Source organism: Propioniciclava flava (assembly GCF_004126535.1).
GTDB classification, from domain to species: Bacteria; Actinomycetota; Actinomycetes; order Propionibacteriales; family Propionibacteriaceae; genus Propioniciclava; species Propioniciclava flava.
In genome coordinates, this window is the sequence record NZ_PPCV01000012.1 from 1 (window position 1) to 24,373 (window position 24,373).

The 24,373-nt window shown below is 67.8% G+C and carries 22 protein-coding genes and 1 pseudogene; 9 read left to right on the top strand and 14 right to left on the bottom strand.

Annotated elements, in window-relative coordinates; translation table 11 throughout:
- The first annotated feature begins 42 nt into the window (after positions 1 to 42).
- Genes C1706_RS13180 through eutC form a run of 3 tightly spaced genes read left to right on the top strand, consistent with a single transcriptional unit; the run spans position 43 to position 3,037 of the window.
- The gene (locus C1706_RS13180) at positions 43 to 858 is read left to right on the top strand and encodes an amino acid permease (protein WP_241653576.1); all 816 of its coding nucleotides are present in this window, start codon (positions 43 to 45) and stop codon (positions 856 to 858) included.
- Positions 855 to 2,273 (top strand): ethanolamine ammonia-lyase subunit EutB, encoded by a 1,419-nt coding sequence (locus tag C1706_RS13185; RefSeq protein ID WP_129459711.1) that lies wholly within the window; start codon positions 855 to 857, stop codon positions 2,271 to 2,273. Before C1706_RS13180 ends, C1706_RS13185 begins: the two co-directional genes overlap by 4 nt.
- Positions 2,270 to 3,037 (top strand): ethanolamine ammonia-lyase subunit EutC, encoded by a 768-nt coding sequence (gene eutC, locus C1706_RS13190; protein WP_129459712.1) that lies wholly within the window; start codon positions 2,270 to 2,272, stop codon positions 3,035 to 3,037. The genes C1706_RS13185 and eutC overlap by 4 nt, the downstream gene beginning before the upstream one ends.
- Before the next feature lie 24 nt (positions 3,038 to 3,061).
- Here the strand turns inward: eutC and C1706_RS13195 are convergent, their stop codons facing one another.
- A complete protein-coding gene (locus C1706_RS13195) occupies positions 3,062 to 3,370 on the bottom strand; it encodes a hypothetical protein (RefSeq protein ID WP_129459713.1) in 309 nt (102 codons plus the stop codon).
- A 161-nt stretch (positions 3,371 to 3,531) separates the two neighbouring features.
- On the opposite strand from C1706_RS13195, the gene C1706_RS13200 reads away from it, so the two are divergent.
- Positions 3,532 to 4,935, top strand: a complete 1,404-nt coding sequence (locus C1706_RS13200) for a TIGR01777 family oxidoreductase (RefSeq protein WP_129459714.1) — start codon at positions 3,532 to 3,534, stop codon at positions 4,933 to 4,935.
- A gap of 42 nt (positions 4,936 to 4,977) precedes the next feature.
- On the opposite strand, the gene C1706_RS13205 is transcribed toward C1706_RS13200, so the two are convergent.
- From C1706_RS13205 to C1706_RS13215, 3 genes are all read right to left on the bottom strand, one after another.
- Complete coding sequence (locus C1706_RS13205) at positions 4,978 to 5,373, bottom strand: VOC family protein (RefSeq protein ID WP_129459715.1); 396 nt, start codon at positions 5,371 to 5,373, stop codon at positions 4,978 to 4,980.
- A 164-nt stretch (positions 5,374 to 5,537) separates the two neighbouring features.
- The gene (locus C1706_RS13210; protein ID WP_129459716.1) at positions 5,538 to 6,056 is read right to left on the bottom strand and encodes a GNAT family N-acetyltransferase; all 519 of its coding nucleotides are present in this window, start codon (positions 6,054 to 6,056) and stop codon (positions 5,538 to 5,540) included.
- A gap of 115 nt (positions 6,057 to 6,171) precedes the next feature.
- The gene (locus tag C1706_RS13215) at positions 6,172 to 7,740 is read right to left on the bottom strand and encodes a glycerophosphoryl diester phosphodiesterase membrane domain-containing protein (protein WP_129459717.1); all 1,569 of its coding nucleotides are present in this window, start codon (positions 7,738 to 7,740) and stop codon (positions 6,172 to 6,174) included.
- Between the two features lie 251 nt (positions 7,741 to 7,991).
- Here C1706_RS13215 and C1706_RS13220 point away from each other — a divergent pair, with 251 nt between their 5' ends.
- The gene (locus tag C1706_RS13220; RefSeq protein ID WP_129459718.1) at positions 7,992 to 8,594 is read left to right on the top strand and encodes a hypothetical protein; all 603 of its coding nucleotides are present in this window, start codon (positions 7,992 to 7,994) and stop codon (positions 8,592 to 8,594) included.
- A 194-nt stretch (positions 8,595 to 8,788) separates the two neighbouring features.
- On the opposite strand, the gene C1706_RS13225 is transcribed toward C1706_RS13220, so the two are convergent.
- From C1706_RS13225 to C1706_RS13245, 5 genes are all read right to left on the bottom strand, one after another.
- Positions 8,789 to 9,226 (bottom strand): DUF8738 domain-containing protein, encoded by a 438-nt coding sequence (locus C1706_RS13225; RefSeq protein ID WP_129459719.1) that lies wholly within the window; start codon positions 9,224 to 9,226, stop codon positions 8,789 to 8,791.
- Positions 9,227 to 9,331: 105 nt separating this feature from the next.
- The gene (locus C1706_RS13230) at positions 9,332 to 12,634 is read right to left on the bottom strand and encodes a S8 family serine peptidase (RefSeq protein ID WP_129459720.1); all 3,303 of its coding nucleotides are present in this window, start codon (positions 12,632 to 12,634) and stop codon (positions 9,332 to 9,334) included.
- A 307-nt stretch (positions 12,635 to 12,941) separates the two neighbouring features.
- Positions 12,942 to 13,403 (bottom strand): aminoacyl-tRNA deacylase, encoded by a 462-nt coding sequence (locus C1706_RS13235; RefSeq protein WP_129459721.1) that lies wholly within the window; start codon positions 13,401 to 13,403, stop codon positions 12,942 to 12,944.
- Positions 13,404 to 13,472: 69 nt separating this feature from the next.
- Positions 13,473 to 14,657: an MFS transporter gene (locus tag C1706_RS13240; RefSeq protein WP_129459722.1), complete on the bottom strand. Its 1,185-nt coding sequence runs from the start codon at positions 14,655 to 14,657 to the stop codon at positions 13,473 to 13,475.
- A 77-nt stretch (positions 14,658 to 14,734) separates the two neighbouring features.
- Positions 14,735 to 16,420, bottom strand: coding sequence for a glutamine--tRNA ligase/YqeY domain fusion protein (locus C1706_RS13245; RefSeq protein ID WP_129459723.1), 1,686 nt, complete (start codon positions 16,418 to 16,420; stop codon positions 14,735 to 14,737).
- 809 nt (positions 16,421 to 17,229) lie between these two features.
- On the opposite strand from C1706_RS13245, the gene C1706_RS13250 reads away from it, so the two are divergent.
- The 4 genes from C1706_RS13250 to C1706_RS13265 all read left to right on the top strand — a co-directional run bounded on the left by C1706_RS13250 (position 17,230) and on the right by C1706_RS13265 (position 20,636).
- Positions 17,230 to 17,736 carry a hypothetical protein gene (locus C1706_RS13250; protein WP_129459724.1) on the top strand — a complete coding sequence of 169 codons (507 nt, stop codon included), beginning with the start codon at positions 17,230 to 17,232 and terminating at the stop codon, positions 17,734 to 17,736.
- A 94-nt stretch (positions 17,737 to 17,830) separates the two neighbouring features.
- Complete coding sequence (locus tag C1706_RS13255; protein WP_129459725.1) at positions 17,831 to 18,901, top strand: peptidoglycan-binding domain-containing protein; 1,071 nt, start codon at positions 17,831 to 17,833, stop codon at positions 18,899 to 18,901.
- Positions 18,898 to 19,545, top strand: a complete 648-nt coding sequence (locus tag C1706_RS13260; protein ID WP_129459726.1) for an ABC transporter ATP-binding protein — start codon at positions 18,898 to 18,900, stop codon at positions 19,543 to 19,545. Before C1706_RS13255 ends, C1706_RS13260 begins: the two co-directional genes overlap by 4 nt.
- Positions 19,542 to 20,636 (top strand): FtsX-like permease family protein, encoded by a 1,095-nt coding sequence (locus C1706_RS13265; protein ID WP_129459727.1) that lies wholly within the window; start codon positions 19,542 to 19,544, stop codon positions 20,634 to 20,636. Before C1706_RS13260 ends, C1706_RS13265 begins: the two co-directional genes overlap by 4 nt.
- Before the next feature lie 52 nt (positions 20,637 to 20,688).
- Here the strand turns inward: C1706_RS13265 and C1706_RS13270 are convergent, their stop codons facing one another.
- The 5 genes and pseudogenes from C1706_RS13270 to C1706_RS13285 form a co-directional block, all read right to left on the bottom strand.
- Positions 20,689 to 21,051, bottom strand: a complete 363-nt coding sequence (locus C1706_RS13270) for a thiol-disulfide oxidoreductase DCC family protein (RefSeq protein WP_129459728.1) — start codon at positions 21,049 to 21,051, stop codon at positions 20,689 to 20,691.
- Entirely contained in the window at positions 21,051 to 21,431 is a 381-nt protein-coding gene (locus C1706_RS13275; RefSeq protein ID WP_129459729.1) for an ankyrin repeat domain-containing protein, read from the bottom strand. Before C1706_RS13275 ends, C1706_RS13270 begins: the two co-directional genes overlap by 1 nt.
- Before the next feature lie 69 nt (positions 21,432 to 21,500).
- The gene (locus C1706_RS13280) at positions 21,501 to 22,523 is read right to left on the bottom strand and encodes a ketopantoate reductase family protein (RefSeq protein WP_129459730.1); all 1,023 of its coding nucleotides are present in this window, start codon (positions 22,521 to 22,523) and stop codon (positions 21,501 to 21,503) included.
- Between the two features lie 111 nt (positions 22,524 to 22,634).
- Complete coding sequence (locus C1706_RS15010; RefSeq protein ID WP_431830705.1) at positions 22,635 to 22,859, bottom strand: hypothetical protein; 225 nt, start codon at positions 22,857 to 22,859, stop codon at positions 22,635 to 22,637.
- Positions 22,860 to 22,942: 83 nt separating this feature from the next.
- Positions 22,943 to 24,286 (bottom strand): annotated as a pseudogene (locus tag C1706_RS13285) (beta-galactosidase); the annotation flags it as partial.
- Between the last annotated feature and the right edge of the window lie 87 nt (positions 24,287 to 24,373).

Genomic DNA, 24,373 nt, shown 5'->3' on the forward strand with positions numbered 1-24,373 from the left:
AACGTAGGGTGGTGCACGTCGAGGTCTTCCAAGATGGTGAGCGTGAGAACTTCCATCCTGGAAGACCTCGACGCCTATCCGCGAACCAGCCGATGGTCCCGGGCTACACCCTCAACTGCGAAGAGCCTCGAAGGCGTCCCGCTGGCCGCCGAAGAGGCCGAGAACCCCGCCAAGGACGTCCCCCGCGGCATCATCATCGCCATGGCGACGCTGGTCGTCACCGGCGCACTCGTGTTGTTCCTGGCCACCGGCGCGGGGGGTGCCCTGGCCATGTCGACCTCCGGTAACCCGCTCGTGGAAGCCCTGGGCAACTCCGTTTGGGCCGTCGTGGTCAACTACATCGGCTTGGCGGGCCTGATCGCCAGCTTCTTCTCCATCATGTACGCCTACTCGCGTCAGACGTTCGCCCTGTCCCGCGCCGGCTACCTGCCCACCAGCCTGTCGGTCACCAACAGCCGCAAGGCGCCCGTGCTGGCGATCATCGTCCCCGGCATCATCGGTTTCCTCCTGTCGCTGACCGGTCAGGGCGGCGTCCTGCTCAACATGGCGGTCTTCGGAGCAGCCGTCAGCTACGTGCTCATCATGATCAGCCACATCGTCCTGCGGGTGAAGCAGCCCGGCCTCAACCGCCCCTACAAGACCCCCGGCGGCATCGTCACCACCTCCATCGCCCTCGTGATCGCCGCCGCGTCCGTCGTCGCGACGTTCCTGGTGGACGTGCTGGCTGCCGGGCTCACCTTCGCCGCCTTCGCCGCGATGATGGCCTACTTCGGGCTCTACCGCCGCCACCACCTGGTCGCCAACTCCCCCGACGAGGAGTTCGCCGCCTTGATGTCCGCAGAAGAGGACGTCGCGTGAGCGTCCGGACACGGTCCGTCCAGGGGGCCACCTACCGTTTCGACGGTCTGGTGGACCTCCTGGCCAAGGCCACACCCAAACGATCAGGAGACGAACTCGCCGGATGCGCAGCATCCTCCGCTGCCGAACGGGTCGCCGCCCAATGGGCTCTGGCCGACGAGCCACTCATGACCTTCCTCAACGAGGAGGTCGTGCCCTACGAAACCGATGAGGTCACCCGGCTCATCATGGACCAGCACGACGCGGACGCCTTCGCCCCCGTCGCCTCCCTGACGGTCGGCGGCCTGCGGGACTGGCTCCTCGAGGTAGCGACCCGGCCGGACGCCTCCCGGATCCTGCGGGCGCTCGCGCCCGGCCTCACCCCCGAGATGGCCGCCGCAGTGAGCAAGCTCATGTCCGTGCAGGACCTCATCTGCGTGTCACGGGCCATCGAGGTGACCTCCGCATTCCGCACCACGTTGGGGCTATCGGGAACCCTCGCGACCCGCCTCCAACCCAATCATCCCACCGACGACCTCGCCGGGGTTTCCGCAGCCATCCTGGATGGCCTCCTGATGGGTTCGGGGGACGCCGTGGTGGGGATCAACCCGGCCACCGATTCCCCTCAGGCCGCCGCCGACCTGCTGAAGCTGATCGACGACATCCGTCAACAGTTGGCGATCCCGATTCAGTCCTGCGTCCTGACGCACGTCACCACCACCATCGGGCTCATCGAGGCCGGAGCGCCGGTCGACCTGCCGTTCCAATCCATCGCGGGCACCCAGAAGGCCAACGCCGGGTTCGGCGTCACGCTCGACATCCTGCGTGAGGCCGACGAGGCAGCCCGCTCCCTGCACCGGGGAACCGTCGGGGATCAGGTCATGTACTTCGAAACCGGCCAAGGCGCGGCCCTGTCCGCGGAAGGGCACTACGGGGTGGGTGGGCGTCCCGTCGACGAGCAGACCCTGGAGGCGCGCGCCTACGGCGTCGCCCGAGCGTTCGATCCGTTGCTGCTCAACACGGTCGTCGGGTTCATCGGACCCGAATACCTGCACGACGGCAAGCAGATCATCCGGGCCGGGTTGGAGGACAACTTCTGCGGCAAGCTGCTCGGCGTCCCCATGGGCGTCGACGTCTGCTACACCAACCACGCCGAAGCCGACGACGACGACATGGACGCCCTCCTCACGCTGCTGGGGGCCGCGGGCACCAACTACGTCATCTGCGTGCCCGGCACCGACGACATCATGCTCGGCTACCAGAGCTTGTCGTTCCACAATGCGCTCGCCGTCCGACGCACCTTGGGGTTGCGTCCGGCGCCGGAGTTCGAAGCCTGGCTGCTGGGCATGGAGATGGCCGACGCCGCCGGTCACGTCCTGCCACGAGACCCGCTGGGTTCGCCGCTGAGCCGTCTAGTCCTGGGAGGTGCCGCATGAACGGCCGCACGACGCGCCGAGGAGAGGCGACCGTCGTGGACTTTTGGGCCCCGCTGCGCCGCAGCACCCAGGCCCGGATCGGTCTGGGACACTCCGGCGACGGCATGCCCACCGGCGAACGCCTCGCGCTGCGCGAAGCACTCGCCCTGGCCCGCGACGCCATCGCGACCCCGCTCGACCTCCCGCTGCTGCGCGACGACCTAGCCGCAGTCGGGGCGTCCGAGGTGTACGAGGTCACCAGCCAGGCGTCCACCCGCGACGAGTACGTCCGGCGCCCCGACCTCGGACGCCTCCCCGCCGACCTGTCCGGGTTGTCGCAGGGGCGGTTCGACATCGGGATCGTGCTGGCCGATGGCCTCTCACCGCGGGCCGTCAGCGATCACGGGGCGCTCATGGTGGGCGCACTGTTGGCGGCGCTGCCGAGCGGCTTGTCGATGGCGCCCGTCGTCATCGCGACGAACGCGAGGGTAGCTCTAGGCGACCACATCGGTGCGGCCCTGGGCGTCGACACAGTGTTCGTGCTGATCGGGGAACGCCCCGGCCTGTCGGTCGCCGACAGCCTGGGGATCTATATGACGCACCGACCCGAACCCGGGCGGGCCGACTCCGAACGCAACTGCATCTCGAACGTCCACCCGCCCGACGGCAACAGTTATGCCGCCGCAGCAGCTACGGCGTCCCGGCTGCTGGGCAGCGCCCGAATGCTGGGGCGGTCGGGGGTCGACGTCAAGGACACCGGCGCAGATCCCGCACTCGAAGGCTAGGGCCGAACGGCCAGGGGCAGCGGCTCAGAAGAAGGGGAGCGCCGCCGCCAGAACGGCGCTCAGCAGCACCAGAAAGCCCAGGATCCCGACGACCGTCAACGGGCGGGTGCGTCGCGGCTTGCGGTGAACGGCCCACGCCACCGCGGCGAGAGTGAGCCCCACGCACAGCGGTGTCGCGACCAGCGGCCATTCGGCAGGCGTATGGTTGCGGAGCCACCAGGCGAGCAGCATCACCACGGTGATGCCGAACCACACCAGGGACGCCTGAAACAAGGGCCGGGATTCGGTCACGAGCTCAGGGTTCGCGCCCGGGTCGCGAAGACGCAGGATCATGTCCCCATTCTGACGGGTCGCGGCGCGCGCGGGCAGCCGAGGTACGGGCCTGTCGTCGTGTCCCCGTGGGGCGAGGTGTGGGGCTTCACCTCGCCTCGGCGAGCCAGCAGCAGGGAAGGCGATCGGCGCTAGGGTGAGCGCACACGACAGGGGAGGCCGTCATGCCGGTGTTCGAACGCGACTCGCGCTACCCGTTCCCGCGGGAGGACGTCTTCGCCTGGCATACCCGCCCCGGGGCGTTCACCCGGCTCACGCCACCTGGTATGGCCACCGAGATGACCCCGCTGAGCGACGGCATCCAGGTCGGGTCCACGGCCGACATCGTGATTTCTCATCCGCTGGTCGCCAGCTTGCTGCCCCACGTTCCCCGTCGGGGCGGCTCCGGGCCAGTCGGGGTGCGCTGGCGGTTGCGGCACACCGCCTTCGAGCCGGGGCGCCTGTTCGTGGATGAGCAGATTCGCGGGCCGTTCGCATCCTGGCGCCACGAGCACATCTTCAGCGACGGCCCCGCCGGATCCACCATCATCACCGATCGCGTCACGTACGAACTCCCACGCGTCCTGCCGGGGCGCCTGCCGCAGGCGCTGATCGAGATGCAACTCGATGGGCTGTTCGCGTACCGCGAGCGACAGTTGCGCGACGACCTGGATCTGCACTCGCGCCTGGGAGCGACCCCACGGAAGGTGCTGATCTCGGGCAGCAGCGGCACCATCGGCACGCAACTCACCGCGCTGCTGACCAGCGGCGGCCACCGCGTCATGCGCCTCGTGCGGGGCAGGCCAGCCACCGACGCGGTGCGCTGGGATCCGGCGCGAGGGCGACTGGATCCGGCGGCGATCGCCGGAGCAGACGTGGCCATCAACCTGGCTGGCGCCCCGCTCGCCGGACGCTTCACGCGGGCGCATCAGCGTCGGGTCCTGCGCTCCCGCATCGACGCCACCGCGACCCTTGCCGCCGCCGTGGTGGACGCCGGGATCCCCGCCCTCGTGCAGGCCTCGGCGATCGGTGTCTACGGGCCTCGCAGGCCAGGAGAGCTCCTGCGCGAAGACTCGGCGCGTGGGGATGGCTTCCTGGCCGATGTGGTGACCGCCTGGGAGTCGGCGGCGGCACCAGCCGTGGACGCCGGGGTGAGGACCGCGTGGATGCGGACGGGCATCGTGCTGACCGAGTCGGGTGGGTCGCTGGCCCCGCAGATCCCGCTGTTCTCGGTGGGCGTCGGCGGGCGCATGGCCCCCGCAGATGCGTGGCTGAGCTGGATCAGCTTGGACGACGCGGTACGGGGCTTCGCGCACGTCGCCATCACCGACGCCGAGGGCCCCTTCAATCTGGTGGCACCTCGCCCCGTCACCCAGCGAGTCTTCGCGGAGACGCTGGGACGGGTGCTGCATCGTCCCGCGGCTATTCCGACGCCGCCGGTGGCGCCGCAACTCGTCCTCGGACGCCTGGGCTATGACCAGATGATCGACACCGACCAGCGCGTCTCGTCGGCTCGGTTGGCCGATGCGGGGCTGTGGTTCGCGCAGGGCACCCTCTCGGATGCCCTGCGCCACGTGCTCATGCGCTGACCGCACCTCCCCTAGCCGACGCCGGGGGAGGCGCGGCGCGGTTCAGCGGGCGTTCTCGTCGGGCTGGTGAATGCCGAAGACGTTGCCTTCGGTGTCGGTGAAGTAGCCCTGCCACGCCATGCCGGGGAGCGCGGTCTTGGGGGAGACCGTTTCGCCGCCCAAGCGCAGGATGGCCTCTTCGATGCTGTCGTAGTCCTCGACCGCGACGGTCACCACGAAAGCGTTGGGGGCATCGAACTTGGGGGTCTCGGTGCGGGTGCGCGGCAGCAGGCCGCCATTGATCCCCATCGTTCCCTCCTCGCCCGTGATGACGCCCCAGTAAGGCGTGCCGGTGACGTGGGAATAGTCCTGGAACTCCCAGCCGAGAACTTCGGCGTAGAAGTTCTTTGCGCGCTCCACGTCATTGACCTGGATCTCGAAATGCACGGGACGTGCCATGACAACCTCCTCGGGGTGGGCCCAGGACGGGCCGTTGTGGCGCGAGCCTACCCGCTCTTCCCGACAAAACAGAGCCGTCGGTAGGGCCCAGAGAACGGACCCCACCGACGGCTCAGCGGAGGTGCGAGGGTGCGGTGGCGTGCTGCGCCGAAGGAGGCCGAGGGCTACTTCTGGCAGAGGGACAACGTCAGCGCCTCATGGGAGGCGCGGAAGCCCATCGTGGTGAAGAAACCCATGACGTGGGCACGATCCTTGTCCATGGCGACCATGAGGACGCGGGCGCCGTGCTCCTTCGCGTAGTTCGCCAGCCACGTGAAGACCTCTTTGCCGATGGCGATGCTGTCGGCCCCGGCGCGGATCCGGGCACCCGAGACGAATGCACGGATGCCACCGCCGCGGGCCATGGTGGTGAGGAAGGACAACTGCAGCGTCCCGATGATCCGGTCGGCAGTGTCGAGGATCACGAGCAGCGATTGGTTGGGGTCGGAGTCGATCCGGTTGAAGGCAGCGTCCAGGTCGCTGTCTGAGGGGGTCGGACCGAGCACTTCGTCGCCAATCAGCGTGGTGGTGGCGACGTATTCGGGTGAGGTCGGGTCGTCGGCGAGCAGGCGTTCGATGGTCGGAATGTGACCGCGCGTGGCCCGCGCAACCGATGCTCGTTCTAGGACGGCAAGGATCTCCATGCCTTGATTGCACACCCGTTGCCAGTGTCGGAGCAAACGAACAACGCTGAGGCCCCGCCCGACGTGCGCGTCGGACGGGGCCTCAGGAGCGTGGCTCAGGGGTCAGTCCCCCGGATCAGTCGGAGGGACGCCCGTAGTAGCCGTCACCTGACGGTGGCTGGTCTTCGGGCCGCGGGGGCTGCCCGCCGGTGCTCGGAGGGCCCGGCTGGTACGGGGCCTGCGGAGTGGACTGACCGTAAGGGGCCGAGGAGTTGGGCGGATAGGGCGTGCCACCGGGGGAGGTGGGGGCCGGGCCACCGGTGTAAGAGCCGTTCGCGTCAGGCTGGCCGTACGGGGCGCTTGGCTGTGTGCCGTACGGGCCGCCATTGCCAGGCTGGCCGTACGGGGTGCCCGAACCAGGTTGTGTTCCGTACGGGTTCCCCGTGTTGGGTTGCCCGTAGGGGCCCTCAGCGCCGGGTTGCCCATAGGGGCCTCCGGTGCTGGGCTGCCCACCCTGCTGACCCGTGTCGGGCTGTCCGTACGGGGCATCCGTGCCCGGAGCACCGTAGCCAGCTTGGCCGCTCGGCGGCTGGTTCGTCGGGCCTGGTTGCCCGTAGGCGCCGGGCTGCCCGTAGGGATCGGACGGGGCCGGGTATCCGGGAGCCTGCTGGTCGCGATACTGGTCAGGCGTCTGACCGAACGGGGAAGCAGGAGCGCCCCAGGACGTTCCCGTGCCGGGGTAGCCGGGGTTGGTGTAGCCCGCAGCCTGATTGGCGATTTCGCGGGTACGCCCCACGTACATCAAGGCGAGCCAGATGTTCTGGACGGGCATCAGCGCGAAGGTCAGCACCAGCAACAAGAGGGAGCCGAAGAGGGCCATCCCGGACGAGTTGCCGCGGGCCGCGGCCTGGGCTCCGGCAGAGAGCATGCCCTGGGGGATGGCGGTCACGAGGCCGATGGCAAGGCCGATGATGAACAGGTAGCCGAAGGTACGCCAGAAGGCCCCCTTCGTCAGGGTGAAGGTACGTCGGATCGCATCCATGGCGCTCAAGCGCTCCTCGGCGAGGACGACGAGGACGTAGGTCAACTTGACGCTCACCCACAAGAGACCGACGAAGACCCCTAGCCAGAGCACGAAGATGAAGAAGACCGGAGCGCCAGAGCGGCCCCCATCAGACGCGGCGAGAAGGCCGAAGACCACGAGGCCAAGGACGAAGTACACCGCGATGGCCACACCCGCGAAAATCAAGACGAGTTGTGCCAAACGCCCCAAGAGGCCCTGCGTACGTGCCGCCAAGGAGGCCCAGGTGGGGATCTCGCGGCCCGTGGCGTAGTCAATGGCCGCGATGTAGATGCGGCAGTAGTAGACGTAGGAGATCAGCGACACGACGAAGATCACGACGATGCTGAGGAGAGACACACCGATGAGGCTGACCGCGACGCTGGCCGGATCGAATCCGCGTCCAGAGGACAGGATGGATCCCATCACGGGCGCCAAGGCGGCAAAGACGGCGAACCCAATGATCACCGCAGCGGCGAATGCCAGCAGGATGGGAACCAGGCACAGCATCAAGAAGAGCTTCCACCCGGCCTTGTAGGTGGCGAACAACGAGGAGAACAAGTCGCCCAGCATCAACGGCCCCGGAGGGGCGGTCGGCCGGTTCGGAGGCAAGGGGGCGGCGGATTGCGGCATGGACCAAGTCACGCTCGCGATCCTAGCGATGGGATCTGGCCGCGCCTAGCACCTGCACTCACGCTGTGGACACCTCCAGGGAAGGGTCAGGGTCAGCGCTCGCCGGGGGGAGAGCCGGTGTGCTCACCGAAGGAAGGCTGCTCGAGGTAGGACGAACGGGGGCAGAGGCTTCACGACGAGACTCAGCCAAGCACGTCGCATGTCCCTGGCTGACGACCACCTCGCCGCAGGCTGGCCTCACTATCACCGCCTAGCCTGGTGGGGTGAACGACAGTCGTAAGCCCCGTCGCCCCGCCTTCCGTGACCCCGCTGCGCTGGAAGCGCTGGGGGAGCGTCATGATCCCATCGCGGAACTTCATGCGGCGCACGAGACGGCTGCGGTGCTGCTTCGCATGGGTCGCGCCGCTCAGGACCCCGCCGCCACGCAACGACTCGTCGCTCTCGTGGACGACGTCGGCTTGGTGACCTTGGCGGATCTGTGGGCCACACGACCGGCCCAGTCACTGCCCGGCGCCTTGTACCGGCTCTACGTGCTGCGGGAAGGCGTGCGCCACAACCCCGCCGGGGTCGCGCGTGAATACGAGGCCGGGATCCGGTTCACCGAACCCCATCACGCGATTGCGGGCGCTGACCCGGTAGGGCCCGACGAAGTTGTCCGTGTCGCCGACGAGATCCTGCGGGGAGCGTTTCAAGGGGACTTCGCGGTCGCTTTGGAACGCGCCGCGGCGTTCGCTCACGTCGTCGCCGCGGGTCGTGCCGACATCACCGCAGGGATGCGCGCGGTCATCGGCGCCAGTCGATTGCAGTCTTTCGCCGCGGACCTTTCCGCCGCCGCGGCCCTGTGGCGCGCGGGTGACCTGCGCTAGGCAAGCGCGGCAGCGCACGAGGCGGTGAGATGGGTGCGTCGGGCTGGGACCGCCTCTCGGCGCGTGGCCGCTCGTAGCGGCAAAAGTTGGAGCCCGGGGCTACCGCAGCCCGACGCGACAACGAGGATAGGCGTCCGTGCCGGGTTGGCCAAGCCCACTCCGCGTTGCGGCTCGCCGCCCGCACCTTCCACGTCTCAGCGTTCTGCCAAGGGCAAGCACAGACGAGGGGTGGGACCGGCGCCGAAGCGGTAGTCGTATTGGTGCCCCTGCACCTCCACGATGACCGCCATGCCCTCTTCGAGGGCCTGGGTGGAGTAACTGCCCGGTTGCGGGCACCCCCACGATCCGTCATTCCAGACCACCGCACGCGCGCTGATGACGGTGAGGTGGGTGACATCGACGCCGCGCGAGGCCAGATCTGCGCGGATGGCGGCAAGGCGGTCGTCGGGGAGGGCCGTCGGGGTCCCGGTCTGGTCGGGCATCGGCGCGGCGGTCTCAAACCGCCGATCGGGTGAGGCCGAGGCGTCCGAGGAACTCGGGACGGGGTGGGACGGAGTGCTCGATGGTGTCACGGTTCCTCCTGCGCAGCCAGTGAGGAGTGTCACGGCCGTCACGGCGACGAGTGTCCGCATGATCCCTCCTTCACGAGGCGGTTCAACGTCAAGGCTAATGAGAGTGGGCAAAGGGTGGGGCCGCACCGACACGGTGCGTCGGTGCGGCCCCGGAGGGGAGATGGGTCAGCGCCGCCGCAGCAGGATCGCTTCGTTCGGCCCGGACGTGTTGTCCATCACCACCACCATGACGCCTTCAGGGCGCTGATCCGCGAAAGCGGCAGCGTCCACGCGGGAGGGAACCTTGACGTGACGGGCCCCCACCTTCAGCGACACAGACTGACCATTCTCGATGGCAGGCTTCCACGGGTTGTACTTCGCCGTCCCGTCGAAGGCATCGGTAGCTGCCCCGTTGGCGATCGAGGAGATCTTCCCGGTGTAGCTGAAGGTCCCCGATGCCTGCGTGATACCCAACGTGCTCGCCTTGACCGGCAGCAGCGTCGTGCTGTTGTCGGTGGGGGAGAACGCCATGTAGCCCGCAGCGGTGGTCGCCTTGGTCGCCACGTTGTAGACGAACACCTCGTTGCGGCCATCGGCCGAGCCCGAACGGACCAACCCCGAATCCACCGCAGACACGATGTAATCCGTGGTGCCGTCGTTGTTGGTGTCGACCAGGACCTGCGACTCGTTGCGAGCGGCATTGGAGTAGCGGTCATAGCTGTTCATGGCGAACACCAGCAGCTTGTCGCCGCTGCTACCCAGATCGCTGGACTGGACGCCCAGGGCACGAAGGTCGATGCCAGGTTCTCCCTTCACGGTAGCGTCGCGGCGGGCGTCCACCAGGCCGAGCTGATAGACGTCGGCGGTCGTGTCGATAGCCCCGCGCCGGTTCGACAGCTCAAGCTGCAGATTCGGCCGAGTGACGCCACCGCGGTTGTCGACCCCGAGTGCGGTATCGATCCCGACCGACGACGCCTCGACGCCCTCCGTGGCCGGAACGTCGCTCGACGCCGCCGCATCGTCGGTCGATGCCTCCGCTTGATCGGATGCCGCATCGTTGCCCGCTGCCGTCGTACCCGTCAGGACACGAGGACGCCCATGATCGGGACGCAGTGACGCAGAGACATCGGACGCTGCGCGGGGCACCAGGAGCCACGGGACGCGGAGTTGCTGGCCCGGGGCGTTCAGCACGACGTTGCCCGACGCCTCATAGAAGGCGAAGCCACCCGCCAAAGCGGAGCCGACCTTGTCCATGTCCACCCGAACATTCACGGTGACCGACGCGGACCTGCCAGGCATGACGGTGACGCGGCGCGTGTTGAAGGTCACCGAGGCAGGTCGACTCTGGGGAGTGGCCTCGTTGGACAGGGTGAAGGTGACCGGAGTGCGGCCATGGTTGGTCAACGTGATCCGCTTGTGATCGGTGATCTTCTTGTTCGATTCGGCGAAGCCGAAGCTCAAGGTGGCCTCACGGAACCGGCCATCGTCGGTGGTGTAGCTATCGCCGACGACCGTCACCTGGCTGGCAACGGACTGCTTGACGTCGATGAGGCCGGTACCGCCGAGCGTCATGCGGTAGTCGCCAACCTTGCTCGGATCGGCAGTGTTGACGAGGTTGGCGGCAATGTCTTGGGACGACCACTGCGGATGAGCCTGCACGTTCAAGGCGGCGACGCCCGCGACGTGTGGTGCGGCCATCGAGGTTCCCGACTTCACATCAGCGCCCGTGCCGCGGCCCACGCCCGCTGACACGGTCGATACCCCCGGCGCGGTCACATTCGCCTTCAAGCCCGAATCGCCGGTGCGTGGCCCACCGGAGCTGAAGGAGGCGAACTTCGTGAAGGCGGGATTGTCGAGGGGCTTGCTCGCCACAGTGATCGACTGGCCTGCTGCGGCGACGAGCTTGTCGCCGTCATCGGTGGCGGCGCTGCCGAGGACCCCGCGCACGCCCAGGAACGGAATGGTCACCGTGAACGGTGCCCCCGTGTCGGGATTAGCGGTAATGGGGCCCTCGAAGGGCGGGAAGTTGGCCGACGTGTCGATCATGATCGCGGCTGCGGCCCCGGCTTCCTGGGCGTAGATCGGACGCGCAGCCCGAGCGCAGGTGCCGCGCACCGAAACAGCGACCTGGTTGCCGCCCTTCTTGATGCCGTTCTTGGTGTAGGCGTCCACCGAGCACCCCAGCGCTTCGTTCTCGCTGGTCTGCGGATCGTCCTTCAAGACGACGACCGTCAAGGGTGTCGACGGGAGCGGCGTGGCCGCGTTCGCATTGACCGCAGAGATCGTGGAACGGTCGGCGAAGGTGAGCGTGGCACCGGGGAACTGTGCGGTCGCATCATTGGCGGCGACGCTGGCCACCCCTCGCCCGGTCCCCGGCGAGCCGGTCAGGTAGGGATTCGGGCCGGAGTTGCCGGCCGACGCAACGACAACCACGCCAGCCCCGACGGCGTTCGACGCTGCGACCGCGGACGGGTCGTCGGCTGTCCCGTAGCTCGACCCCAGCGACATGTTGATGACGTTGACGCCATCCGCGACGGCGCGATCGATGGCCTCGGTGGTGACGTCGGTCGTGCCCGTGCACCCGAAGACCTTGTAGGCGTACAGGTCAACCTGCGGGGCGACGCCCGGGCCGATCGTCCAGGCTTGGGAGGCCGTGGCCGCGTTGTAGGGGCCGGAGTAGGAGCGGCCCTCGGCGGTCACCCCGCCGCCACCGGTCGTGCCAGCGACATGGGTGCCGTGCCCGTTGCAGTCCAGCGGGTTCGGATCGGGTTTGGGGACGCTGCCCTTTTGCTCGGCGTCGTAGGCGTTGCCCACGAAGTCCCAGCCACCCTTGACGCGTGGCGCTCCCGGGCCGAACAAGGCCGGATTCGCGGCTTGGGCCTCACCGGCAAGGGCAGTGCGGAACGCGTCCGTCGTGCCCGGACCCGCGAAATCGGCGTGGGTGTAGTCGATGCCCGTGTCGATGATGCCGACCTTGATGTTCTTGCCGGTGTAGCCCGTGTCCTGCCAGACCTGCGGGACGCCGAGATAGGGCACGGAGGTGGCGTTGTCCAGGCGATGAATCTCGACGGGATGGACCGCCTTCACGCCTGCGAGGCCCGCGAGCGTCGACAATTCCGCACCGGAGACTTGCACCTTGACGCCGTTATAGGCGTCTTGCATCTCTGCCAAGACGGTGCCGCCGACTTTCTTTGTCGTGTCGACGACGCCCTTTTGCTGGCGTTTGAGCTGATCGCGCACGGCGGCCTTCTGGCCGGTGTCGAGTTCGCGATCCTGCTTGGCTTCCACGACAGTGACCGGGTCGTCGCTGAGTTCAACGATGACTTTGACGGGGGCTTTGTCGAGGGAGGAGGGGGTCAGTTTACTGTCAATCTTTCCGCCGGGGGCCGTCGTCAGGCCGTCGTTTCCGACGACCGGGGCGGCCTGGACGGAGAGGGGCGCGGCAAGCGCCACGACGGCGACTCCCGCGAGATATTTCCACGTGCGCACCTTGGGGGCCTTTCGTTGGACGGGGGTTGTCCTGCACGCCGCCTGTCACGTTGGCGGTTAGGTCTGACATTAGGGTGCGGCGCAGACAATTGTCTGCCCCAACGCGATGTTGCCCGTCGGGCGGACCCTCGCGCGAACCCTGTTCGCAACGCTGTTTGTTTGCTTGTTCGGCCAAGACCGGCGCCCCAGTGAGGGCCGACGAGGGAATCTGCTGGCAACACGAATGCTGCCGCGATGATGGGCCGCAGCCCAACGAGAAGAACGCGACCGAAACGCCGATGCGCACGCGCAACCACGGACCGCTGTTTCAGCTCAGAAGGTCGGCCACGTCAGCACCCAAGGCGGCGAGGAGTGCGTCGGCGTCGAGCGTGATGCCGACGCCTGGGGCGCCGCCCCCGATCGAAATCCGGCGTCCTTGGATGCTCGCGTCGGCGATCACCGGCCATGCCGTCGTCGCGCCGAGGGGCGTGATCGTGCCGCGGACGTAGCCCGTCACAGCCTGCGCCGTCTCGGCGTCCGGCATGGAGATCCGCGATACGCCCAGCCAGGCGCGGAGCTTGGGCCAGCTGAACGTGCCCACGCCAGGGACCAGCACGAAGACGTAGTCGTCGGGGCCCCGTCGCACCACCAGCGTCTTGACCAGATCGTTGACGTCCACGCCTCGTGCGGCGGCCGCTTCAGGAAGCGACGTTAAGGGGCCGTCGTGCTGGGTGGCCTCGAAGTCGAGCCCCAACGCCGTCGCGGCCTGGATTGCGGGTGTGATGGGCACGCCCACCACCGTAGGCGCTCAGGGCCGCTCGTGGTCGAACGAGGACGGGGTGCGGACCGGCCGGTGGACTCAGGCCGTCGTCGTCGCCTGGCGACGCCCCCGGACGACAGGTGCGAGGGCAAAGACTGCGATTCCGGCCACGATGAGTAGGCAGAGGCTGACCCGCAGGTTGGTGAGGTCGCTCACCGCGCCGATGATGGGGGAGCAGGCCAAGAACCCGATGCGCAGCAGCCAACTCACCAGCGTGATGCCGGTGCCCTCGGGCAGGCCTGGCAGGCGTCCGGCGGCGGCGTAGGCGGCAGGGATGACCGTGGCGCAGCCGAACCCGGCGAGGGCGTAGCCGACCATGACGCTGATGAGTCCGGGGGCGGTGACGACCAAAATGCCGCCGACGGCGATCAGGACTCCGCCCGTCTTGATGACGGCGACCCGGCCCCAACGGTCAGTGGCGGGGTCGCCCAGGAGGCGCCCGACGAACTGGGAGCCCAGCATGATCGTGTACCCGAAACCGGCCACCCCCGCCGTGGCTCCGAGGTTCTGCACGAGATAGACGGCCGACCAGTTGAACGCGATGTCCTCGACCAGCGAACCAGCGATGGCAAGCACCGCCAGGGGCAAAATGACGGACCAGGCGCCTGCCGGGAGCTTGGTGGGCGGTGTGGGTGCGTCCACCGGGGTCTCCGCCGCAGCGTTCACCGGCAACCGGCCCAGCCAGGTCGCCAGGGCGGCCAGCACGACGGTGAACGCGGCGACCCCGGACAGGTGGAGGCCCAGCGGGATGTGCATCCCGGCAGCGATGGCGCCCACCAGCCCTCCGAGGGTCGCTCCCAGGCTCCACAAGGCGTGCAGGGAGTTGATGATGGTGCGCCGGTAGGCGTCCTCGACGATGACGCCGTGGACGTTCTGGGCGGCGTCCACGATCGAGTCAGTAAAGCCCGCGATGGCGATCGCGATCGCAAACACGGCGAACACGGGTGCGAAGCCAGCCAGGGAAACCGCCAGCGCCATGACGATAGTGCCCCCGAGGGACACGGCCTGGGCGCCGAACCGGCGGATCAAGGGCGCGGGTAGCGCTGAGGCGAGCATCGCCGCCAGTGGACTGATTGCCACCATCAGGCCGAACGCCGTGTTGCTCAGGTCGAAGGACGCCTTGATCTCTGGATAGCGGGGCAACAGGCCCGCCATCATCAGCCCGTTGGTGAAGAAGAACAACGAGATGCCGGTGCGAGCGCGCACGGGATTCAAGGACGCCACGAGCGTGGAGTTTACTGTGCGGCGAAGGTTAGAGCACTTGGGGGTGTCCTCACCTCGAAAAGGAGAGCTCTACCTTGTCAGCTGCGCTTCTGGACGGCCGCCCACTCGTCGCGTAGGCCGACGGTCCGGTGGAAGAGGCCTGGGAGGTCGGGGTCGGCGGCGAAGTAGCCCAGCCGCTCGAACTGCACCACCTCGCCGGGTTCGGCGTCGGCCAGTGCGGCCTCCAGCTTCGCTCCCCGCAGCGTCTCTCGGCTCGCCGGATTCAGGTCGTCGAGCGGCTCCCCGGTCTCTGCCCCCGGCACCTCGGTCGCGAACAGCCGGTCATACAGGTTCACGGTCGCGTCCCACGCGTGCGGTGCGGACACCCAGTGCATCGTCGACTTCACCTTGCGGCCATCGGGCGAATCGCCGCCACGCGTCTGCGGATCATAGGTGGCGTTGACCTGGACGACGCGGCCGTCGAGATCCTTGATGACATCGGTGGCCGTGACAAAGTAAGCGCCGCGCAGGCGCACCTCGCGCCCGGGAGAGAGCCGGAAGTACTTCGGGGGCGGCACCTCGGCGAAGTCCTCGGCCTCGATCCACAGTTCCCCAGAGAACGCGACCTGACGGGTGCCGTCTGCGGGATCCTTCGGGTTGTTGGCCAGTTCGAAGTACTCCACGACGGGGTTGCCCTCGGCGTCCGTGGGCCAGTTCGTCAGCACCAGTTTGAGGGGGTGCAGCACCGCCATCCGGCGGCGTGAGGAGCGATCCAGGTCGCGCCGCACGAAGCTCTCCAACTCCTCAATGGCCTTGCGGGAGTTGGTCTTGGTGATGCCGATCGCGTCGCAGAAGGCCCGCAACGCGGTGGCGGGGTAGCCGCGACGACGCAGGCCGCGCAGCGTGGGCATGCGTGGATCGTCCCACCCGTCGACGACGCCCTCTTCGACGAGCTTGCGCAGCCGCCGCTTCGACGTGATGGTGTGCGTCAACTCCAGGCGGGCGAACTCGCGCTGCTTCGGCGGCGCCGAGGCCAGCGGAAGCTGGTTCAAAAACCACTCGTACAAGGGACGATGCGACTCGAACTCCAGCGTGCACAGTGAATGCGTCGTGCCTTCGATGGCGTCGGACTGGCCGTGGGCCCAGTCGTAGGTGGGATAGATAGGCCAGGCGTCCCCGGTGTTGTGGTGATGGGCGTGGCGAATCCGGTACATGACCGGGTCGCGCATCTGCATGTTCTCGTGCGCCATGTCGATCTTGGCGCGCAGGACGCGTGAGCCGTCGGGGAACTCGCCGGCGCGCATCCGCCGCAGCAGGTCGAGGTTCTCTTTAGGCGTCCGATCCCGATCGGGGGAGTTGACGCCCGGAACGCCGAAGCTGCCCCGGTTGGCGGACATGGTCTCCGCGTCCTGATCGTCGACATAGGCCAAGCCCTTGCTGACCAGGAGTTCTGCCCACTCGTACAACTCACCGAAGTAGTCCGAGGCGTGGCACACCGAGACTGGGTGGAAACCGAGCCACTCAATGTCGTCGACGATGGACTCGACGTACTCGACATCTTCGGCGTCAGGGTTGGTGTCGTCGAGGCGCAACACAGTGGTGCCCTCGAAATCCTTGGCGACGCCAAAGTCGACGGTGATGGCCTTGAGGTGACCGATGTGAAGGTAGCCGTTGGGTTCGGGAGGGAACCTCGTCTGGACGCGTCCCCCGTACGTGCCCTGCGCGTTGTCGGCACGGACGATGTCGCGGATGAAGTCGCTGGCTCCGGACGGGGAATCGGTCATAGGCGAAGATTACCGAATCCGGGCCTCTACGCTCGCCGCGGTGGTCTTGGCTCCGCCGTCAGGTTGGCACGTCCGGCTGACCTGACGGCAGCGGGGGAGGCGTCGTGGCCGCTGGCGTCCTGTCAGGCAAAGGTTGCAGCCCGCACCGCAAGGTCACCGGATCTCGATCATTCCATGAACTGTTATGGATTCCGGGACGGCCTGAAAGGTGCTGAACTCCCTGTCTCTGAGCGGTTGACAGGCTCTTGGATCTGCGGCAACACTTCTCTCAACCGGGCAGGTTGATCATGGATTGAAAACCAACTGGAGGTCGCTGTGAAAACCTTACTTCGGACGCTAATCGTGGCTTTGGGCCTGGTTGTGGTAGTGGGTGGGTCCACGCCAGCTCATGCGGCAATGTCGTATTCAGCAGGGCACTCGTGCGGGGTCAATTATCGCTGCAATATCTGGACGAATTCGTCGGTGAATGCTTCTGTCGAACACTCTTACAACGGTGTTGTTGTGGGATACTGGATGAGTGGCGGCTCGCACAGTTCTTCACGAAACGTGAGTGGTTGGACCCGGGCCGAGGCATACACGGGCGGCACCTTCCAGGGCAAGGGATCGAGTTGCACTTGCCGGTCCGGCTGCGGGGTGTAGGGCGATTAGGAATGCGCGTGCTGCTGAAGTGGTGGCTCCTCCTGGTGGGGGCCACCACCTCGCTCGTTCTCATGGCGGGCTGTGGTGTGGGCCCAACGCCCGTGGCTCCGCCCAGTCCCGATGCTCAAGGTTGGGCATCTGCGCCCTCGGATGATGCGGCCCTGTACGGGATGGCACTTGCTGAAGCGAAGGCCGGCGTGGGGCGCAACCTGGCTGATGTGCCCGACGTGACCTTGGTGCGTTGGGTCAAGCCCGCAGACTGGCCACAGGCTCAGGTCGCGTGCCTCGGCGAGGCTGGCTACGCGGCGACGGTGCGGCAGGGCGGGGTTTCCTATCCGACGGTGCCCGACGGGCAGGCAAGTGCGCTCCGGCGAGCAGCCTATGTGTGTGCCGCTTCCTATCCCGTTGACCCGAGGATTCATCTGCCGTGGTCGAGGGAGATGGCGTCGAAGCAATACGCCTTCTTGACGACCACCTCCGTCCCCTGCGTGCGGGCGCTAGGGGTGAGCGTGGACGATCCTCCCTCCTTCGAGGTGTGGTACGCGGGCATGCGTGACGGGAATGCGGTGTGGGATCCGTTTAGTGGGGCGGTGAAAGATCCCGAGGCTCTTGATGCCTTGTGGAATCAGTGCCCAGCGACGGCGCCGGATCTCTACCCATCAGACATCAAGGGATGAATCGGTTGGCCCTGTCGAGGGTCCATGCCACGAGGGGAATTCGTGTGGAGACGGGCAGAACGTTCCTGACGATGACGGCTAAGGGAGAAGGGGCGTGACGCGTTTCCTCACGAAACAGAACCTGGCCCTGGCTTGTGGCGCATTGCTGTTGGCCGGCGTCGCGTTCTGGGCCGGGCGAGTCACCCTCGGCCCGCAAGCAGTCGCGCCTACGTTGACGTCGTCCGCGGTCACCGTCGAGGCAACTGAGGTCTCGGTGGGGCGCTCCGTGAATCTGAACGTGGTCGTCGAGCAGAAGCGCCGGGCGCTGGCCACCAACGCGCTGTCGGGCGTCGTCACCTGGGTGCGGGAAGATACGGCCAACGTTCAACAAGGCGACGTGCTCTACCGCGTAGCGAACACCCCGGTGAGAGCCGTGGCAGGGACGATGCCCTTCTACCGAGACCTCGCTCCTGGGGCTTCCGGTGAGGACGTTCGACAACTCCAAGATGCCTTGGTGGCGAAGGGTGTGCTGGCCGCCGCGAATGGCACCTTCGGGGAGTCGACGACACGCGCCGTGAAAGCGTGGCAACGAGCACTGGGGCAGGTGGAGACGGGGACGATCCCCCTGGGGGAAGTGATCGCGGCACCCAGGCTGCCCGCACCTCTCATGGTGGACGAGGCCCTGATGGTGGGTGCCCTCGTGAGCGGCGGCGAAAAGGCCGTCCTGGGAGCGGCCGGGGATCCGATCTTCTCCCTTCCCCTGTCAGAACAACAGGCCCGCCTTGTTCCGGAGTCGGCAACGATCCTCGTGACCTACCAGGGCAAGAAATGGGACGCCGTGGTGGCAGGCACAGAAATGAAGGAAGGCGGTGACCTCGCCTACGTGCTGGCGGCCAGCCAAGGTGGCCCTGTCTGCGGTGCCGACTGCGCGATGGTGGCGGCCTCCGAGAAGCTCTCCCTCCTGTCGAAGGTGACGATCGTGCCGCCCACCAGCGGGCCAGCGGTCCCGGTCGCGGCCGTGACGAGTCGGCCCGACGGCACAGCGGTGGTCACGGTGGTGGACCCCACCGGTGCCACCGCTGAGCGGGGCGTCACCGTCCTCGGCTCCCAGGACGGCGTCGCAGTCCTGGAAGGGATCGCGGTCGGCGAACGCGTGCAGGTCCTTGCCGCGACTCCGGGCCGATGAACGGGCAGTTGGGCGTCCACGCGCTGCGGTTTGCGTACGGGCGCGGTGCGCAGGAACTTTTCGACGGGTTCACCCACGACTTCGAGCCGGGCGCGGTCACCGCGCTCACGGGGCCATCGGGTCGGGGTAAGTCGACGCTGCTGTACGTCCTGGGGCTGCTCTTGACGCCGACTAGTGGGACGGTCACCTTGGACGGCGTTGCGGTCTCCGGAGCCTCCGACGCGGTCCGAGCCGGACTGCGCGCCAAGCGTGTGGGTTTCGTGTTCCAAGACGCCGAGCTTGATCCGACGCGCCGCGTCCTTGACTCGGTGCTGGAACCCGCGCTCTATGCCGGTCATCGCCGCGCGGATCTCCTGCCGCGGGCCACGGCCTTGCTGGAACGCTTCGGGCTTGCAGAGCGGGCCGAGCACAAACCAGGGCAGGTGTCTGGAGGGCAGGCGCAGCGGCTAGCACTGTGTCGTGCCTTGCTGAACGAGCCTGCGGTGATCTTGGCGGATGAGCCCACCGGCAACGTGGATCGCGCGAATGCGGCGCTCGTGCTTGAGGCATTCACTGATGCCGCCCATGAGGCCGGGCGGACGGTGGTCGTGGCCACTCACGACCCGTTCGTGCTGGAGCGCGTGGACGCGGTGGTGACACTGTGAGGCCGGGCACGATGCTGCGTGAGACCTTGGCTACCACCTGGGCGGCCAAAGTCTCCTCTTTGCTGATCGCCGTCGTGGTCGCCGCGACGTGCCTGGCCTCCCTCATGACGGTCGGACGCTCAGCAGCAGCGGCGGCAGAGGTGGCTTCTCGCATGGAACAAGCGGGGGCGAGGAAGCTCTCGGTGATCGATACCCGCGAATCGGGCTTCGTGAATGAGCGCACCGTGCGTGTCATCGCCGGACTCAGCTTCGTCGAGACCGCGGTCGCGCTCGGGACTCCCTTCGATGCGGTCAACGGTCAGATGGGTGCGGGGGGCATCAAGGTGCCGGTATGGCCGGTGATGGGGGAGGTGGATCACGTCGGAAGGGTCGCGCGCGGACGTGCACCTCACCCCGGTGAGGCACTCGTGTCGACCTCGATGCTGGCGTCCCTGAACCTCGCTGAACCGGTCGGGTATCTGACCAGCAGCGACGGGCTGCGGCAATTCCCGATCGTCGGTTCCTTCACCCCCGTGGCCCCCTTCGAGGACACGGGTGGGGGCGTGATCCTCGCAGCGCCCCGCGAAACGACAGGTCGGGAACTGCGGGTTGTCGTCGACAACGTCGCATCGGCCAAGACGAGCCTCCCCGTGCTCCTGGGTGTGCTGGCCCCACCGGATCCCCAAGGCGTCCAGATCGACTCGCCTGCGAGCCTTGCTCAGACGGCCCAAGACCTCAACGCTCAGATGGCGGGGTTCGGGCGTACCTTGTTGCTCCTCATCGTGGGAGCGGGCGGATTCTTCGTCGCAGCGGTCGTTTTGGCGGATGTGCTGATCCGGCGCCGAGACCTGGGGCGTCGCCGAACCCTGGGCATCACGCGCTCAGATCTCGTCTTGCTCGTTGCCGCTCGAGCGCTCGTCGCTGCCGTCGCCGGTGCGGTGCTGGGATGCGTGTCGGGTGGGATCATCAACCAGGTTTCGGGTTCCCCGATCCCCCTTGACTTCGTGACGGCCATCGGAGTCTTGGCGTGCCTCGTCGCCACCGTGGTGGCACTGCTGCCCGCGTGGTACGCCTCACGGCTCGACCCTGTACGCGTGATGCGCGCCCCCTGATCGGCCTCCAGGAACACCGGCGGAGATGTTCACCGTGCTCCTGGGCGATCGCTTAAGGGTTCAGCGAGCAGGCGGGCGTTCCGCCGGGGAGGCGATGCCTGTGCCGGGCGATCCAGGTGTAGACGCCCCGGGCGGGACGCTGAAGCAGGCGCGATCCGAGTACGATGCCCAGCCAGCAGGCCGGGGCGGGTGCCGCGCGCAGGATGTCGGCCCACGCCAGGTGCCCGTAAACGACGCTGCCGTCAGGCCGCACCAACGGCATTTCCAACTCGGTTCGCCCTGGGTCGACGCCCAGCGCGGCGAGATCCACGTGGTTCAGCGGCGCGACAGCCACCCCGGGCACGCGGCGCTGGACCACGCCGATCCAGCGCGTGCAAAACCCACAGTCCGCGTCGTACAGCGCGAGAGGCTTCATCAGGAGAAGAGGTCCGGACGCCCAAACATGGCGGCGGTCGCACGGGCGGACGGCGTCCCCGCATCGGGATCAGCGCCTGCCGCCAGCAGCGCCGCGATGACGGCGTCGGCCTGCTTGAACACGGCCCCCGCGAGCGGAGATTGGCCCCGATGGTTGAGGGCGTTGACGTCGGCACCCTGCGCCGCGAGGGCCGTCACCGTGTCGGGCCGGTCGTGGTAGGCGGCCAGCATCAGCAACGTGTTCCCGTCGGCATCGGTCAGATCGACCGGGGCGCCCACCTCCACGTAGGCGATGAGGCGGGCAGTGTCGCCGTCCCGGGCAAGGTCGAACAGCCAGTTCGCCAACTCGACCGGGTCGTTGCCGTCAGGAATCTCACGCATACTCCGATTCTAGGGAGCGGGCTGCGAGCCGGAATCAGGCCACGGTGCGGGGCGGCACCACGACACGGGTCAGCACAACGACAGGAGCGCCTCGGGGTGATGCCGGAAGCTCTCCACGTCTTGGTCGCCCGCGGACAAGGCATCCAGGGTCTGCGTCAACACCCGATTGATGGGGGTCGGGACGCCGGTGCGTTCGCCGTAGCGGACCACCGCGCCGTTGATGTAGTCGACTTCGGTACGGCCGCGTCCGCCGTGCAGATCGATATGAAAGCTCGGCATCTTGTCGCCTCGGCTATCGCCGAGGAACCGGGTCAGCAGCGGTTGCAGGATCACGCGGGGGACCCGGGTGGCCCCGAACGCGAGCCCGCGGACCGGCGTCGAGGGCAGATCCACCGGAGCGAAGCCCAGCGCCGCCATGACGGCGACCGTCTCGCGGAGCGCCGCGATCTCCAGCGTGAACAGGCGCCGATCGGCGTAGATGTCCCGCACCGGCATATCGAGGATCGCCGAGGCCGCGTTCCCTTGCAGGTTGGTGATGAGCTTGGACCACTTCATCGGGCCCGCCTGCGGGTAGGAGCGGGCACCCAGCCGGGCCGAGTTCAGGGCGTCCACCAGCGGCTGCGCCAAGGGGTGTCCCACGGCGATACCGATCCCGCGATGTGTCTCCTCGATCACTTCGCCGAGCCCCGGCTTGGCGATGGCCGTTGCGACGGCACCTGCAATCACTCGGTCGGCGCCCAAAGCCTCGGCGATGAGCGGCTCGTTGTCGACACCGTTTTGCAGGGACAAGACGGTGGGGATGCGAGCCCCCGTCGCGGCGAGTTCCGCCAGTGCCCCGGCCGTGTCGAAGGACTTCAAGGCGAACACCATGACATCCCACGGGGTTGCCGCCAACGCCTCGCCGGGCTCGGTGAACAGCCGGACGTCCCGGACGCGTCGAGTCCCCTGCGCGGTGGTGATGCTCAGGCCGTGCTCGGCGATGGCCTCGGCGGTGTCGGGCCGCTCGATGAAGCCCACCTCGTGACCTGCCGCGGCCAGTGATCCGCCGACATAGGTACCCAGGGCCCCCGCGCCCAGGAAGCAGAACTTCATGGGGTCACCCTAGTGAGGGACGCCGTCCGGCTTGGCCGATTCGCTGTCATCGCCTGGGCACGATTGCGCAACGGCCTCGTCTGCGCGCCGTGGCGTACACCGGAATGCTGGTCAGCCGGGCTCGGAGGTCTCCAACACCGGCCCAAGATCGGGCGTATCGCGGATCTCCAGCGTCTCGCCTGCCTGCAGCAACTCCATGACCACAATCTCGTTGGGGCCCTCGCGCCAGAGAGGAGCGGGGGCGTACAACGTGACTTGTGACCCGATCTCCCAGTAGCGGCCCAGCAAGGTGTCGTTGAGCCACACGAAACCCTTGCCCCAGCCGGGCAGCGCCACGAATCCGTCGGCGTCCGCGGTGGCAGGGACGACGAAACGTGCCAGGGTAGGGCCGACGCCGGGGCGGTGCTGCGCCCCTGGTTCTCGACCAGGATCGTCAGTGCGGTCGGACGCCCATCGGTGCGGGGCGTCATGGGGATGCGAGGCGTCCCGTCGTTGCGATCGAACGTGCCACGATCCACCCCGTCGACGATGACGTGTGCGCGATCGGCGAGGCCATCGAGGAGCAGATGGCGTCCGTCCGGGGGCACCAGCGTCGTGCCCCGATACAGCACCAGCCCGTGGTCGGCGCCCAGATCTTCCAGGCTGAGGGGTGCCGCGGCCTGCTGCGGCTTGTCGAACAGGTGTGTGTGGTCCAGCAGGGACGCCCAGCCGATCGCGGTGGGCGCCGAAGGGCTTTGGCGCGGCAGAGGCGCGGGGGGTGCCGGCGGCTCGACGCCGGTGTGCGCCGCGATCACGTCACGGAAGGCCACGAAGGTGGCCCCCAGTTCGCCTGCCTCACCGACAGCAGCGTCGTAGTCGTAGCTGGTGATCGTGGGCGCGAAGGCGTCCTCGGTGTGGTTTGCGCCGTTCCACAGCCCCATGTTGGTGCCGCCGTGGGCCATGTACAGGTTGACGCTGGCCCCCCGGCCCAGCAGTTCGGCCAAGACGGACGCCGCCTCGTGCGCGTCGCGGACGTGATGGGGCTCGCCCCAGTGATCGAACCATCCGTTCCACCACTCCATGACCATGGCGGGCTGGCCGGGACGAAACGCAGTCAACTCGGCCAGGCTGGCCTGTGGGCGGGAACCAAAGTTCGCCGTCGCCGTGACATCGGGCAGTGTGCCGTTGCTCAGCCAGTCCGGGCCCGGGCCATCGGAGGTAAACAGCCAGCAGTCGATGCCGCCGGCGACCAGACGATCTCGGACGTGGGCCAGGTAGGACGCGTCGCTGCCGTAGGAGCCGTACTCGTTCTCGACCTGGACGCCGACGACCGGGCCTCCATGGCTCGCCTGCAGCGGCGCGATGACGGCGGTGACGGCGTCCAGCCAGGCATCCGCGGGGGCGAGAAACGCCGGGTCGCTGCTGCGCAGGCTGACCCGGTCGCGCATCAGCCAGGCCGGAAGGCCGCCGAAGTCCCACTCGGGGCAGATGTAGGGCCCCGGCCGGACGAGGACGTCGAGCCCGAGGTCGCCCGCCAGCGAGATGAAGCGCGCCAGGTCACGGGGCCCGGTGAAGTCGATCTCGCCGCGGGTGCGTTCGTGGAAGTTCCAGGCCACGTACGTCTCGATCGTGTTGACCCCCAGCGCGGCAACCCGCGCGAGGCGGTCGCGCCACAGCGGCGTCGGGATGCGGAAGTAGTGCAGCGCGCCGCTGATGATCTGGTGGGGCGCCCCGTTGCGTAGGAAGCGTCCCCCTTCGACGGTGATGGTCACACCACTCCTCATTCGTTCGGGTATCGAACGAAGTATGGCGAGGTGTGTGCGTGAGGTCAATCCCCCGAGCTGGGTCCTGGGGCGCAGGGGTGGGGTGTG